The sequence below is a fragment of the Frigoribacterium sp. Leaf8 genome, from assembly GCF_001421165.1.
Taxonomy (GTDB): Bacteria; Actinomycetota; Actinomycetes; order Actinomycetales; family Microbacteriaceae; genus Frigoribacterium.
The window spans coordinates 1056679-1069533 of sequence record NZ_LMKB01000005.1 but is presented as its reverse complement, the minus strand read 5'-3'; the positions used below and the strand labels follow the sequence as shown (position 1 = coordinate 1069533).

15 protein-coding genes are annotated in these 12855 nt (G+C 74.2%); 3 read left to right on the top strand and 12 right to left on the bottom strand.

The genetic code is table 11. The features are described from left to right. Positions 1–251: 251 nt before the first annotated feature. Entirely contained in the window at positions 252–1532 is a 1281-nt protein-coding gene (locus tag ASL10_RS09670; RefSeq protein WP_056046670.1) for an Nramp family divalent metal transporter, read from the top strand. A gap of 98 nt (positions 1533–1630) precedes the next feature. On the opposite strand, the gene ASL10_RS09665 is transcribed toward ASL10_RS09670, so the two are convergent. Continuing rightward, positions 1631–2740, bottom strand: a complete 1110-nt coding sequence (locus ASL10_RS09665) for an alpha/beta fold hydrolase (RefSeq protein WP_056046669.1) — start codon at positions 2738–2740, stop codon at positions 1631–1633. Between the two features lie 150 nt (positions 2741–2890). On the opposite strand from ASL10_RS09665, the gene ASL10_RS09660 reads away from it, so the two are divergent. Further along, on the top strand, positions 2891–3601 hold the full coding sequence (locus ASL10_RS09660; protein WP_056046667.1) for an SRPBCC domain-containing protein: 711 nt from the start codon (positions 2891–2893) through the stop codon (positions 3599–3601). A 60-nt stretch (positions 3602–3661) separates the two neighbouring features. Here ASL10_RS09660 and ASL10_RS09655 read toward each other — a convergent pair whose 3' ends face one another. Continuing rightward, a complete protein-coding gene (locus tag ASL10_RS09655) occupies positions 3662–4198 on the bottom strand; it encodes a DUF1990 family protein (protein WP_056046665.1) in 537 nt (178 codons plus the stop codon). A 48-nt stretch (positions 4199–4246) separates the two neighbouring features. Here ASL10_RS09655 and ASL10_RS09650 point away from each other — a divergent pair, with 48 nt between their 5' ends. Continuing rightward, complete coding sequence (locus tag ASL10_RS09650) at positions 4247–4864, top strand: alpha/beta hydrolase (RefSeq protein WP_056046663.1); 618 nt, start codon at positions 4247–4249, stop codon at positions 4862–4864. Between the two features lie 11 nt (positions 4865–4875). On the opposite strand, the gene ASL10_RS09645 is transcribed toward ASL10_RS09650, so the two are convergent. The 10 genes from ASL10_RS09645 to ASL10_RS09600 all read right to left on the bottom strand — a co-directional run bounded on the left by ASL10_RS09645 (position 4876) and on the right by ASL10_RS09600 (position 12828). Continuing rightward, on the bottom strand, positions 4876–6177 hold the full coding sequence (locus ASL10_RS09645; RefSeq protein ID WP_056046661.1) for a hypothetical protein: 1302 nt from the start codon (positions 6175–6177) through the stop codon (positions 4876–4878). Then, entirely contained in the window at positions 6174–6905 is a 732-nt protein-coding gene (locus ASL10_RS09640; RefSeq protein WP_056046659.1) for an ABC transporter ATP-binding protein, read from the bottom strand. Before ASL10_RS09640 ends, ASL10_RS09645 begins: the two co-directional genes overlap by 4 nt. Before the next feature lie 130 nt (positions 6906–7035). Next, on the bottom strand, positions 7036–8322 hold the full coding sequence (locus ASL10_RS09635; protein WP_056047805.1) for a M18 family aminopeptidase: 1287 nt from the start codon (positions 8320–8322) through the stop codon (positions 7036–7038). 104 nt (positions 8323–8426) lie between these two features. Then, a complete protein-coding gene (locus tag ASL10_RS09630) occupies positions 8427–8801 on the bottom strand; it encodes a hypothetical protein (RefSeq protein WP_056046657.1) in 375 nt (124 codons plus the stop codon). Between the two features lie 89 nt (positions 8802–8890). After that, positions 8891–9883: a DNA-3-methyladenine glycosylase 2 gene (locus tag ASL10_RS09625; RefSeq protein ID WP_200922584.1), complete on the bottom strand. Its 993-nt coding sequence runs from the start codon at positions 9881–9883 to the stop codon at positions 8891–8893. Then, positions 9880–10536, bottom strand: a complete 657-nt coding sequence (locus ASL10_RS09620) for a DNA-3-methyladenine glycosylase I (protein ID WP_157485463.1) — start codon at positions 10534–10536, stop codon at positions 9880–9882. The genes ASL10_RS09625 and ASL10_RS09620 overlap by 4 nt, the downstream gene beginning before the upstream one ends. 44 nt (positions 10537–10580) lie before the next feature. Further along, positions 10581–11207 carry a methylated-DNA--[protein]-cysteine S-methyltransferase gene (locus tag ASL10_RS09615; RefSeq protein WP_056046655.1) on the bottom strand — a complete coding sequence of 209 codons (627 nt, stop codon included), beginning with the start codon at positions 11205–11207 and terminating at the stop codon, positions 10581–10583. Continuing rightward, a complete protein-coding gene (locus tag ASL10_RS09610) occupies positions 11204–11764 on the bottom strand; it encodes an RNA polymerase sigma factor (RefSeq protein WP_082460320.1) in 561 nt (186 codons plus the stop codon). The genes ASL10_RS09615 and ASL10_RS09610 overlap by 4 nt, the downstream gene beginning before the upstream one ends. Position 11765: 1 nt before the next feature. Next, complete coding sequence (locus ASL10_RS09605; protein WP_056046652.1) at positions 11766–12284, bottom strand: methylated-DNA--[protein]-cysteine S-methyltransferase; 519 nt, start codon at positions 12282–12284, stop codon at positions 11766–11768. A 265-nt stretch (positions 12285–12549) separates the two neighbouring features. Beyond that, entirely contained in the window at positions 12550–12828 is a 279-nt protein-coding gene (locus tag ASL10_RS09600; RefSeq protein ID WP_056046650.1) for an acylphosphatase, read from the bottom strand. Between the last annotated feature and the right edge of the window lie 27 nt (positions 12829–12855).

Here is a 12855-nt window from a genome sequence, read left to right as displayed (position 1 = left end):
GCTCGTCGGCGTCGCGAAGATCACCGCCGCCACCGAGTAACACCCCCGCTCGACCGATCGGGCACGTCCGATCACCGAGGAACCCCGTTCGCGAAGAAGAACCCCGATCAATCGTGGTTCGTCTTCGGGAACGGGGTTCTCGGCGTTCGGGCGCGGCGTTCGGTGTGCGGGTGCGGCGTGCGGCCTGCGGGCGGGTTACGGAGGCCTCACACCAAGGTTTCGGGACACCGAAATCTTGCTAGGGTCGAGGCATGAGCTCGTCCGACACCCGCCGTGCCGACGCCGACCGACCCCGTGACGGCCGTGCCCCGCAGGTCGTGCACGCCCGACCCCGCGGCACCCTGCTCGGCCCGGCGTTCGTCGCCGCGATCGCGTACGTCGACCCCGGCAACGTCGCCGCCAACCTCACGGCTGGGGCGGCGTACCAGTACACGCTCCTCTGGGTGCTCGTCCTCGCGAACGCCATCGCGGTGCTCGTCCAGTACCTGTCGGCGAAGCTCGGCATCGTCACGGGTCGGTCGCTGCCCGAGGTGATGGGCACGCGCCTCCGTCGTCGGCCCCTCCGGCTGGCGTACTGGGGTCAGGCCGAGCTGGTGGCGGCCGCGACCGACGTCGCCGAGATCATCGGGGGAGCCCTCGCGCTCCAGCTGCTCTTCGGGGTGCCGCTGGTCGTCGGGGGCCTGATCACCGGCCTCGTCTCGCTCGGCCTGCTGCTGCTCACGAGGTACCGCAGCGGGCGAGTCTTCCAGACCGTCGTCATCGCCCTGCTCGCCGTCCTCACGCTCGGCTTCTGCGCGGGGCTGCTCTTCGCCCCGCCGTCGGCCGGAGGCATGCTCGCCGGTCTCGTGCCCCGCTTCGAGGACAGCACGGCCGTGCTGCTCGCCGCGTCGATGCTCGGCGCGACGGTCATGCCGCACGCGGTCTACCTGCACTCCGCACTCACCCGCGACCACCACGGCGTCGTGGCCGAGGGGGCGGACCGTGCCCGCGTGCTGAAGGCCACCCGGTGGGACGTCGTGCTGGCGTTGCTCGTCGCCGGCGGCGTCAACATCGCCATGCTCGTGCTCGCGGCCTCGACCCTGTCGGGTCAGGACGGCACCGATACGATCCCCGGGGCCCAGCGGGCCATCGCGGCGGCGCTCGGGCCGGTGATCGGCGTCCTGTTCGCCGTCGGCCTCCTCGCGTCGGGTCTCGCGTCCACGTCGATCGGGGCGATGGCGGGCGCCGAGATCATGAAGGGCCTGCTGCACGTGCAGGTGCCGCTCATGGTGCGCCGGGTCGTCACGTTGATCCCGGCCCTCGTGCTGCTCGCGACGGGCATCAGCCCGACGTGGTTGCTCGTGCTCAGCCAGGTCGTGCTGAGCTTCGGCATCGCCTTCGCCCTCGTGCCCCTCGTCGTCGCGACGAGCGACCGGTCGCTCATGGGCACGGGAGTCAACGCCGTCGGGACGCGGATCGCCGGTTGGGTGGCCGTGGTCGTCGTCGTGGCCCTCAACCTCGTGCTGATCGGGCTGACCGTCTCGGGGGCGTGAGGGGCGGCGGCGAGGCGACCCGCGCCTCCTGCGTTCCCGACCCGACCCGACCCGACCCGCCCCGGCCCGGCCCGGCGCGGCCGGGACGAGCCGCACCGTCAGCGGTCGGCGCCGCCGGTCGTGGGTTCGATGTGCGGGCCGTCGTCGGGGTCGGCGCCGGCCGCGGCCTTCTCGGCCTGGCGACGGTCGAACGCCGCCTGCATCGACTCGGCGTGGTCCGTCTTGGCCTTCGCGAGGGCCTCGTCGTCACCGCGCATGGTCGCCGCGGTCGAACGCAGGCGCGCCCCCACGGCCTTCACGAAGTCGGCCGGGCTGGGGCTGAAGTCGTCGCTCTCGTCGCCGTCCCCCGCATCGACGTAGTGGTGCAGCTCGACGCCCTCGTCGTGCCGGATCGGCTGCTGGGCGTGCTCGACGCAGAGCTTGGCGACCTCTTCGGCGTGGGCGTGCATGACGGAGTGGGCGGCCCCGGGCATCTCCCACAGGCGGGACGAGGGCAGCAGTTCGCCGACGCGGCGCACCCACTCGCGTGGGGCGACGGCGTCGTGCTCGCCCCGGATGACCAGGGTGTCGGCGGCGATCTGCGGCAGGTGCCGCTCGATCGGGTACGTCATCATCTTCGGCAGGATGCGGGAGAACCAACGCACCCCGCAGAGCACGTAGGCGCTCAGGGCCAGGAACTTCACCCGGCCGGGCTCGTGCCAGGCGGCCCGGGCGAACCGCACCGCCTGCTCGAGCACGTGTCGATGGGCCGGATCGATCACCGGCCCGATCAGCACGACGGTCGACAGGTCGGGTCGGCGCGCGGCGAGGTCGACGACGATCTGCGTGCCCATCGAGTGCCCGACGACGACCGGGTCGTGGAGTCCCAGTTCGTCGATGGCGGTGCCGACGAGGTCGGCGTACTCGCGGATGCTCAGGGCGTGACCCGGGTGCGGCACCCCGGCGAAGCCCGGCAGGTCGAGAGCGTGCACGGGGCCGAACTCGTTGAGGTTCGGCGCGAGGCGCTCGAAGTAGTCGGACGAGACGCCGATGCCCGGCACGAGGACGAACGGACGCTCGCCCGTGTCGCCGATCGTGTTGACCCGCACGTAGAGGTCGCCCCGCTCGACGCGACGCACGGTGACGGTCGTGTCGACGTCCCCCGCTCGCGAGGCGTCGCGGGCGGCCGAACGCCGTGGCGAACCGGCGTGGCGACGTCGAGGGGTCATCGGATCAGTGTGGCACGGTGGGCTCGGAGCCCGGGACGGTGGCGCGGGCGGGGTCCCCGGTGGCAGGCTGACCCCGCCGGGTCCCGCCCGCGGCGCACCGCCTCCGCCCCACCGCCTCGACCCACCCGCCTCGACGAGAGAAGAGTCATCGTGCCCGCTGCCGACATCGTCCGGACCGTCACCCTCGCCGCGCCTCCCGCCGTGGTCTTCGACGCCGTCACCACGGGCACCGGCGGGTGGCTCTGGCCCGGTGAGGTCGAACCCCGGGTGGGAGGCGCGGCCGGGCCGGGTGCGGTGGTCACGGCCTGGCGACCGGGTCGCCACTACGCCAACCGCATGGAGGGCGAGGGCGGCTGGTTCAACGAGCTCGACTTCGCCCTCGCGGCAGGCGACGACACCGAGGAGGCGACCCGGCTGACCTACCGGCACTCGAGCGTCTTCGACGAGGGGCAGGTGCCCGGCGTCGAGGAGCACACCGACTTCTACCTGCACACCCTTGCCGAGTACGTCGCATGGTTCACGGGGCGGGAGGCCACGTTCACGAGCGTCGACGCCCCGGAGTCGTCGCGGGCGGCGGGATCGGCCGCCCGGGTGCTGCAGGCCCTCGACCTGGCCGACGACGTCGAGGTCGGTGACGCCGTCGTGGTCGACCTGCCCGGCGTCGGTCCGGTCGCCGCGGGACTCTCGTACCGCACCGCGTCGTTCGTGGGGCTGCGGACCGCGAGCGCGCTCGTCCGCGTCTTCGGGCGGGAGGCTTGGGGGGCCGGGGTGAGCGTCAGCGTCCACGACTTCGCCGACGGGGCCGACGCCGCCGCGACCGGGTCGGCCTGGCAGAGGTGGCTCGACGACCTGTTCTCGTGAGCCGCGCCTCCTCGTCCCCACGGAGGGGTGACCGGGCCGTCCGGTGAGGGCGCGGTGCCGTCAGGCGGAGGCCACGACGACGTCGAGGGCACGGAGGTTGCGCCGCAGGATCAGCGAGAGGGCGAGTGCGGACGCCGGCCCGGCGGCCCGCATCCACCACGCGGCGGGGAGCCAGACGACGCGGATGTCGAGGGTGACGCGGTCGTCGTCGTGGTGGTGCACGCGGTAGCTCTCCCAGCCGCGCTGGGGGTGGCCGACCAGGGCGGCGTGTCCGAAGCCGATCTCGGTGGCGGACCGGACGACGGCGAACACCCGGCAGGCGACCGGTGGGTGCACGGGGCCGAGGGTCACGCCCCAGACGCTCGTCGCACCGACGGCCACGCGGACGGGCACCTCGAGGGGCACGAAGCCCGAGCCGCGGTGCACCTGCCAGTGCAGCACGGCGTCCCCTGCGGCCTCGAAGGCGGCCCGGCCGTGGCCGATCACCCGACTGCGCGTCGTCACGTGGAATCGGGTCGGCGGCGGACCGTCGAGGGTGGGCTCGCCCTCGAAGGCGTAGCCGTGGCCGAACCGGGCGCGGTACGGGTGTGACGTCATGGGTCGACCCTGCCACGTGAGGACGCCGGCTCGGGGCATGATCGGACCGTGACCGACGCGACCGCCCCGACGCCGACCCCGCCCACGGCCTTCCTGATCCTGCACGGCTGGCAGAACCATCGTCCCGAGGGGCACTGGCAGCGCTGGCTCGCCGGCGAGCTCGAGGCCCGCGGACACGCGGTGCGCTACCCGCAGCTGCCCGACGCCGACGAGCCCACGCCCGCCGCCTGGGACGCCGCGGTGCGACACGAACGGGCCGCCCTGCCCGCGGGCCGTCCGGTGACGGTGCTGTGCCACAGCCTCTCGTGCCTGCTCTGGTTGAGGCTGCAGGCCGGCGTCGCGCCTCCGTCCGCCGACCGGGTGGCGCTGGTCGCGCCTCCGTCGCCCGAGCTGATCGCCGGCCAGCCGATCCACGCGTTCGTGGCCGGGGAGCTGTTCGACGGGCGGCGGCTCGCGCTCGGGGACGACGCCGAGTCGGTCGTCGTCGCCGGGGACGACGACGAGTGGCTGCCGCTCGGCCCGGTCGACACCTGGGAGGCGCGGGTCGACGCCCCGGTCGTCGTCGTGCCCCGAGGCGGTCACCTCACCCCGGACTCGGGCTACGGCGAGTGGCCGGCGGTCCTGGCCTGGGCGCTCGGGGCACCGGCGGCGGAGGCCTTCGGCTGATCCGCCGCCGGTCACGACCGTCGGCCGAACGAACTGCCCATCAGCAGTGCGACGAGGGCGAGCCCGGAACAGCACAGGGTGACCGGGTTCACGATCACGGCCGCCCACGTGCCGAGGTCGGCCTGGGCGGCCGACAACAGAGGTGAGGCCGAGACCGCTACCACGGCGACGGCGCCAAGGGCCCCGAGAGCCCAGAGCAGGACGGCCTCGAAGGAGGCGATGGCCCGAAGGGTCGCCGGGGCGGCTCCCGCGGCGAGCAGTGCTCGCCCGGTGTCTCGACGGATCGGGGCCGACAGGCTGAAGACGAGTGCACCCGTGACCGCTGCGAGGAGGGCGGGCGCCGTGGCGAGACCGGTCACGGCCGCCCAGTTGATCGTCGTCTCCGACGTGACCAGCGAACCGAACGCACGGAGGGCCTCGTCGCCCGCCAGGAAGACGGCGGCGAGTCCGCCGGGGACGGCGACGCCGACCATCGGCACCGAGATGCCCGCGCCATCGCGGCGGACGCCGTCCGCGACGGCCTGGAAGGCGAGTCGGGGAATGGTCCATCGGGTACCCCGCGCAACCAGACCGAGCCCGGCGGCGGCGAGACGGCAGGCCGCAGGGCCGATCGTGGACGCGGCGACTGAGCCGAGGACGACGAGGAGGAGCGACCAGGGCACCAGCCCGGCCACGTCGTCGTCCCTCATCGAAGTCGACGGCATCAGGGCCAGGAGCACCACGACGGCCGCGACGGGGATCGCGCAACCGAGCACGCGGCCGAGCCCGGCCCGTCGCGGACGCGGCGGGAAGCGGCTCGTCGCACCTGCCAGCGCCGGGGTCAGTGACAAGGCGACGACGACCGATGTGCCGACGGTGACCAGTGGACCCGTGGTGAGGACGAGGGAGCCCCAGGGAGTTGTCAGGGGGTTGAGGGCCGTGGCCGTCACGATCACGATGGCGACACCCCCCGTGGCGGCCGCGACCGTCACGACGGCCGTCTCGAGGGCGATGAGCGCGCGCCCCTGCCACGGCAGGACGCCCAAGGGCACCCAGGCGAGACGGGTCGGGTCGAACTGTGACTGGGTCAGCCGTGACACGGCGGCGAGGCACGTCGTGCCGGCGACGACGGCCATGAACGCCGCGGGAGTCGTCCACGAGCGGACGATGCCTCCGAGGGGGGCGGGCGCACCGCCTGCCGAGTCGACACCCGTCAGGGCGAGGCCGGCGACGACGGTGGTGACCAGGACGACGGCGCCGTAGGCGAACCAGGTGGCCCGATCGGTCGCGAGCATGCGCAGGGAGGCCGCGGCGAGACGAGTGAGGCCGATCATCTTTCGCTCTGTGTGTCGTGCACGGCTCGCATCCGCCGGCGGATGTCCGACGCCGTCGTCGGGGTCAGATGCGTGACGACCTGCCCCTCGGTGATCGCCGCGACGGCGTCGACGCTGGCGGCGAGCTCGAGATCGTGCGTGACCAGCACCGTGCCGCACCCCGCGGCCGCGAGCGCACGGATGCCGTCGACGACGTCGGCGCGGCTCTCGGCGTCGAGGCTCGAGGTCGGTTCGTCCAACGTCGCGAAAGGTGCCCGTTGGGCCAGCACCCGGGCGAAGGCGACTCTCTGCCGCTCGCCGCCGGACAGCTCGTCGGGTCGCCGGTCGGCCAGTCTGGTCAGGCCGAGGTCGGCGAGGGTCGATCGGGCAGTGGATCGCGACTTCGGGATGCGGCGGAGGTCGAGAGCGATCTGCACGTTGTCCAAGGCCGACAACGACGGTACGAGGCCGCCGTCTTGAAGGACGATGCCGAACAGCTCTCGCCGTCGCCGAGCGAGCCGGGAGGGGGACAGGGACGTCAGATCGAGGTCGTCGACGAAGACCTGACCCGAGGAAGGGCGTTGGAGGCCCGTCAGGCAGCGAAGCAGAGAGCTCTTGCCGCTGCCGGATGCTCCCACGAGCGCTGTCGTGGACGATCGGGCGATCTCGAGTGCGGGAGCGGCCACCACCGGTCGGCGCCCGTACCGGATCTCGACGTCCGCCAGTCGTAGTCGATTCGCCTCGTGCATCGCACCAAACTACCGTGACATGTCAGACCGTCATGTCACGGCGAACCGCCTCGAGCAGAGCAGAGCAGAGCAGAGCAGGGCAGGGCCGCGGCCGTCCGCGCCGGGCCTGCGGATCGGGCCCGCGCCGGGTCTACGCGTCCGGCGCGAGGAAGGCGGCGGCGGCGCGTGACAGGTAGGCCGGGTCGTCGGCGCCGCACAACTCGCGGGCCGAGTGCATGCCGAGCAACGGGATGCCGACGTCGATCGTCCGGATGCCGAGTCGCGTCGCGGTGATCGGTCCGATGGTCGAGCCGCAGGGCACCGAGTTGTTCGAGACGAACTCCTGGAACGGCACACCCGCCTGCTCGCACGCCCGTGACCACTCGGCCGCCCCGAGCCCGTCGGTGGCGTAGCGCTGGTTCGCGTTGATCTTGAGCAGCGGCCCGCGGTTGACGACCGGCTGGTTGACCGGGTCGTGCCGCTCGGGGTAGTTCGGGTGCACCGCGTGCCCGGCGTCCGCGCTCAGGCACCACGACCCGGCGAGTGCCCGGCGGTGATCGGTCGTCGTCGCCCCGAGACCGGCCGAGACCCGGGCCAGGACGTCCTCGAGCAGCGGCCCGGCCGCACCCGACGGGGTGGCCGAACCGACCTCTTCGTGGTCGAACGCCGCGAACACGGCGACGTGGTCGAGTTCGACGCCCGAGGTCGCCGTCTCGACCAGTGCGACGAGACCGGCGTGGGTCGACGACAGGTTGTCCATGCGCCCGGCGGCGAAGAGCTCGCCCGACATCCCCAGGACCGCAGGAGGCGCGGTGTCGGCCACGACCACGTCGTACCCGGTCACGTCGGCTCCGGTCAGTCCGGCCAACCCGGCGAGGTGGCCGAGGACGTCGGCCTCGTCGAGCGGCCCCGCCCCGACCACGGGGTTCAGGTGGCGCTGGGGGTCGAGCTTCAGGCCCTCGGCGTTGACGCCCCGGTCGAGGTGGACGGCGAGCTGCGGGAAGCGCAGCAGCGGCCCGGTGCGCACCAGGTGCGTCTCGCCGCTGCGGGTGACCAGTCGGCCGGCGAACTCGAGGTCGCGGTCGAGCCACGAGTTGAACAGCGGACCGCCGTAGACCTCGACGCCGGCCTGCAGCCAGCCGCGGGTGCCGGTCGTCGGCTTGGGCTTCAGCTTGAAGCCGGGGGAGTCGGTGTGCGCTCCGACGACGCGGAACGGCGTCGTGGCCGTCGCGGTGGCCGGCTCGATCCAGGCGATGACCGCGCCGTCGCGCACGACGTAGCGACGGCCCGGGCCCGAGGGCCACTCGGCGGTCTCGTCGAGGGCGGTGAACCCGGCGTCGTCGAGCCGGCGGGCGGCCTCGGCCGCGGCGTGGAAGGACGAGGGCGAGGCCTGGATGAAGCGGGCGAAGTCGTCGAGGTGGGGGCGCGTGTCAGTCATCCCCACCAGCATGCACCACCCGGTCGCCGCCGAGACCTCACGAAGGGGCCGAGGCCCCGGCTCGCGCACGTGGGTCTCGGCGCCCTCCCGGGGTCTCACACGGGTCAGCGGCCGCCGCTGCCGCCGCGGTTCGCGCCGATGTCGCCGCGGTGGGCGTTCGCCTCGGGGTCGGCCGAGTGCGGGTCCTCGTCGTCGACGGTCAAGGCGGCGTCCTGCTCGCCCGAGACGCCCCCGGGGCTCACGGCGACGTAGCCGTCCTCGCCCGAGTGGCTGCCGCCGAGCGGCTGCGTGACGTCGCCGTCCGGCGTCGCGTCGCCCGATGCGGCGGGTTCGCCCTGCGTGTCGGTCGGGCCCGTGCCGTGGGCGGCCCGGTGCGTCTCGATCGCGGCGGCCTCGACCGCAGCCTGGTCGAGCGCGTCGCCGTGGCCGAGTTCGTCGTCCGGCTCGTGCGGGTCCGGGTTCGTGCGGGCGTCGCTCATCGGGGGGTCCTCTCGTGGTGGGCCTCCGAGGCTAGGCGCACCGCGCCTCCTCGTCCGGTCGTCGTCCTCGGCAGGTGGCGCCGAACGCCTCACGGCGCGGTCGGCAGCACCGCGGCCCAGAGGTGGAACAGGGCGTAGGCGCGCCAGGGCGACCACGGTGCCCCGGCGACCTCGGCCTCCTTCGTCGTCACCCCGCCCATCACGCGCCGCAGCACGAGGTCGCCCGCCGGCCAGGCGTCGCGGTCGCCGAGGGCGCGCACGGCCAGGTACTCGACGGTCCACGGGCCGATGCCGGGCACGGCGAGCAGGCGTCGGCGGGCGTCGGCGTGGTCGACGTCGGGGGCGATGACGAGTCCGTCGGCGACGACCTCGGCCAGGGCGTGGATCGTCCGCGCGCGACCGTTCGTCACCCCGACCGCGGCCCGCAGCTCGTCGACGTCGGCGTCCGCCAGGCGGTCGGCGCGGGGGAACCGCGTCAGGCCCGTCCCCGCGACGGGTTCGCCGTGGGCCGCGACGAGCCGCCCGGTGAAGGTGCGCGCCGCGGCGAGCGAGACCTGCTGCCCGAGCACCGTCATCACGGCCGTCTCGAACCCGTCGGGGTTGCCCGTCACGCGGATGCCCGGACGCGCCGCGACGAGCGGCCCGAGCACGGGGTCGTCGGCGAAGCCCCGCTCGACGTCGTCGAGGTCGGTGTCGAGGTCGAGCCACGTCCGCACGACGCGTCGTGCCTCGTCGACCGTCGCCTGCGTCGGCGGCACGCCGTCGGGCCCGGTCAGCGCGACGTCGACCCCGGTCGCCGCGAACGACAGGTCGAGACGGTGGGAGGCGCGGGCGGCTCCCGTACCCAGCTCGACCAGTCGCGCGTGCGTGGCCGCGGCGACGTCGGTGGCTTCGGCTCCCGGCACGCTGTGCGCCGCCAGCAATCCCACGGCGTGCGCGTGGTCCCAGGCGCCGACGGGTTCGACGACGAAGCGCGCGGTCGCCCCGTGCGGTATCGCCCCGTGCGGTACCGCCCCGACCGGTGCCGCCCCGTCGGGTGCCGCCCCGTCGGGTGCCGCCCCGTCGGGCGAGTCCGCGGTCACGACCCGGCCGCCCGGGGGCCGCCGTCCGGCACCGGCCGGCCGTCGTCGGCCCACACCCCGGACGACCCGCGGCGGTGGCTGTCGACGAGGTGCGTGTCGACGATGCCCGCGGCCTCCATCAGCGCGTGCATGGTGGTCGGCCCCACGAAGGTGAACCCCTTCGCCTTGAGTGCCCGCGAGAGGGCGAGCGACTCCGGCGACGTCGTCGGCACCTCGGCCATCGTGCGGGGCCGGGGAGTCTCGGCCGGCCGGAACGACCAGACGAAGTCGACCAGGCCGCCGTCGGCCCTCAGGTCGAGCGTCGCCCGCGCGTTGCGGATCGTCGCGTCGACCTTGAGCCGGTTGCGGACGATCCCCGCGTCGGCCATCAGCCGTGCCCGGTCCTCGTCGTCGAAGCGCGCGACGACCTCGGGGTCGAAGCCGGAGAACGCGCTCCGGAACGCCGGACGCTTGCGGAGGATCGTCGCCCACGACAGCCCCGACTGGAACGCCTCGAGGCTCAGCCGCTCGAACAGGCCCCGCTCGTCCCGGACCGGCAGCCCCCACTCGGTGTCGTAGTACTCGCGCAACAGCGGATCGGTCGATGCCCAGACCGGCCGGGCCAGCCCGTCGTCACCGACCACGACGCCCGCGCCCGCAACGTCAGACGGCACCGCTCCCGGGTCGGCCGTCGTCACGCCGGAGGTCACCGCGTCGCTCACGCCCCCGCCTCGAGGTCGATCAGGATCTGCTTGGCCGCCATGCCCCCACGGTAGTTGCCCGAGGTCCCGTCGCTCCGCACCACCCGGTGGCAGGGGACGACGAGCGGCAGGGGGTTGGTGGCGCAGGCCGTGCCGACGGCCCGCACCGCGCGAGGACTGCCCGAGGCCAGCGCCACCGCGGCGTAGCTCGTCGTCGACCCGTAGCCGATGTCGGGCAGGTGCTCGAGCACCGTCCGCTGGAACCCCGTCGACAGGCGCCGGTCGAGCGGCAGGTCGAACGCGCGGCGCTCGCCGCGGAAGTACTCGTCGAGCTCGCGTGCCACGGTGTCGAGCCGTGACGGCGCCTCGACGATGCGCGGGCTGACCGTCGAGGCGAGGCGGTCGAGCACCGTGTCGTGCCCCTCGATCTCGAAGGCCACCCGCAGCACGCCCACGTCGGTGGCGCAGAGCAGCAGGAGGCCGACGGGGGAGTCGAGGGTGCGGTAGGCCACGTCGACCGCCCCGACGCCGAGGGCGGTCTCGGCGAAGCGGGCGCGCAGCGCGGCGAGTCGCTCGTCGGTCGGGTCGAGGCTGGTCAACAGGTCGCCGGGGTCGGTCGACGCGTCGATGGGGGAGGCGGTCATCGGGTGCCCTTCGGCTCGGGGGAGGCGGACGGGACGGAGGCGCGGCCGGCGGCCCGGTCGGAGGCGTCAGCCGGTCGGGGCGTCGCCGGCTCCGCGAGCAGCCGCCGCAGCGCCGCGATGCCGTCCGCGGACGCACGCCGGGCCGCGTCCGCGCTGATGCCGGTCAGCTCGGCCACCTCGCGGTGCGAGAGCCCGACGAGGTGGTGGTAGACCACGGCACGCCGCTGGCCCGGCGGCAGGGTGCGCAGCGCCCCGTCGAGCTCGTCCGCGCGCGCGACGGTCTCGTCGTGAGGAGGCGCGGGCGGCGGTTCGGGCACCGTCTCGACCGGGCGGGGGCGACGCTCCCGTGCCCGCAGCACGTCGATCGCCTTGCGGTGCGCGATGGTCACCAGCCACGCCTCGAGGTTCGTCGACGCGGGGAGCGACGGATACGCGACGAGGGCCGCCACGAACGTCTCGCTCCAGGCGTCGTCGGTGTCGTGCTCGTCGAGCACGGCCCGGCAGACGCGCCAGACCGTGCGACCGTGCCGGGCGACCACGCGCTCGAAGGGTTCCACGTCAGAACAGCCGACCGGAGTCGGGGCCCGACGGCTGGTCGGCCTCCAGCCCGAGCAGGAACCGTTTGCGGTCGAGCCCGCCGGCGTAGCCGACCAGGGCCCCGCCCGAGCCGACCACGCGGTGGCACGGCACGACGATGCTCAACGGGTTGAGCCCGTTGGCGGCGCCGACCGCCCGGGCCAGGCCGACGCCGCCGAGCGCGGTCGCGAGCTGCCCGTAGCTGCGGGTCTCGCCGAAGGGGATGTCGCGGAGGAGCGTCCACACCCGCACCTGGAAGTCGTTGCCGCGCGGTGCCAGCGGGAGGTCGAAGGAGCGCCGCTCGCCGCCGAAGTACTCGCCGAGCTGGCGCCCGACCTCGGCGAAGTCGCTCAGGCCGACGCCGTCCCGCGAGACCGGGCCGAAGCCGGTCGGATCGGGCAGGTGGCGGTGCTCGTCGAAGTAGAGGCCGACGAGGCCCGTCTCGCCCCCGACGACGGTCAACGGACCGACGGGGGTGTCGACGCTGGTGTGGACGCTCACGGTGCCTCCTGGCTCTCGGCGATGGTATCCACCCCGTAGACGCGGCAGCGGCACCGGATGTGAGGTCACCGGTCGACGAGATCGGACGCCCCGGGCCGACCGGGCCGGACGGTCCGACCGAACCGGTCCGGGTGATCGGGCCGGGCCGTCGAGCAGGTACCCTTGAACGCCCGGTCCGGGCACTCCACACTGTCGGGTGTGTGCGAGCGTCCGGGCCGGGTCTCTCGTCTCCGGCCGCCGGGCCCCGTTCTGATCGTCGCTCGGGCTAGTGGCGCGTGCTGAACTCGCTCTCGCCCACGGGGGTGATCTCGCTCACCTCGACCCGGTCGACCCGGGCCCCACGAGGTCCCTCGTCCAGCCACTCGAGCAGCAGCGCCACCCGGTCGGGCCGTCCCTCGACCTCGACCTCGACGGTCCCGTCGGGCAGGTTGCGGACGAAGCCGCCGACGTCCAGTCGGTCCGCCTCGCCCTCGGTCGAAAAACGGAAACCCACGCCCTGCACCGAACCGTGCACGAGGGCCCGGCGTCTGATCACGTCGTCCATCGCTCGACCGTACCCGCGCCTCCTCGG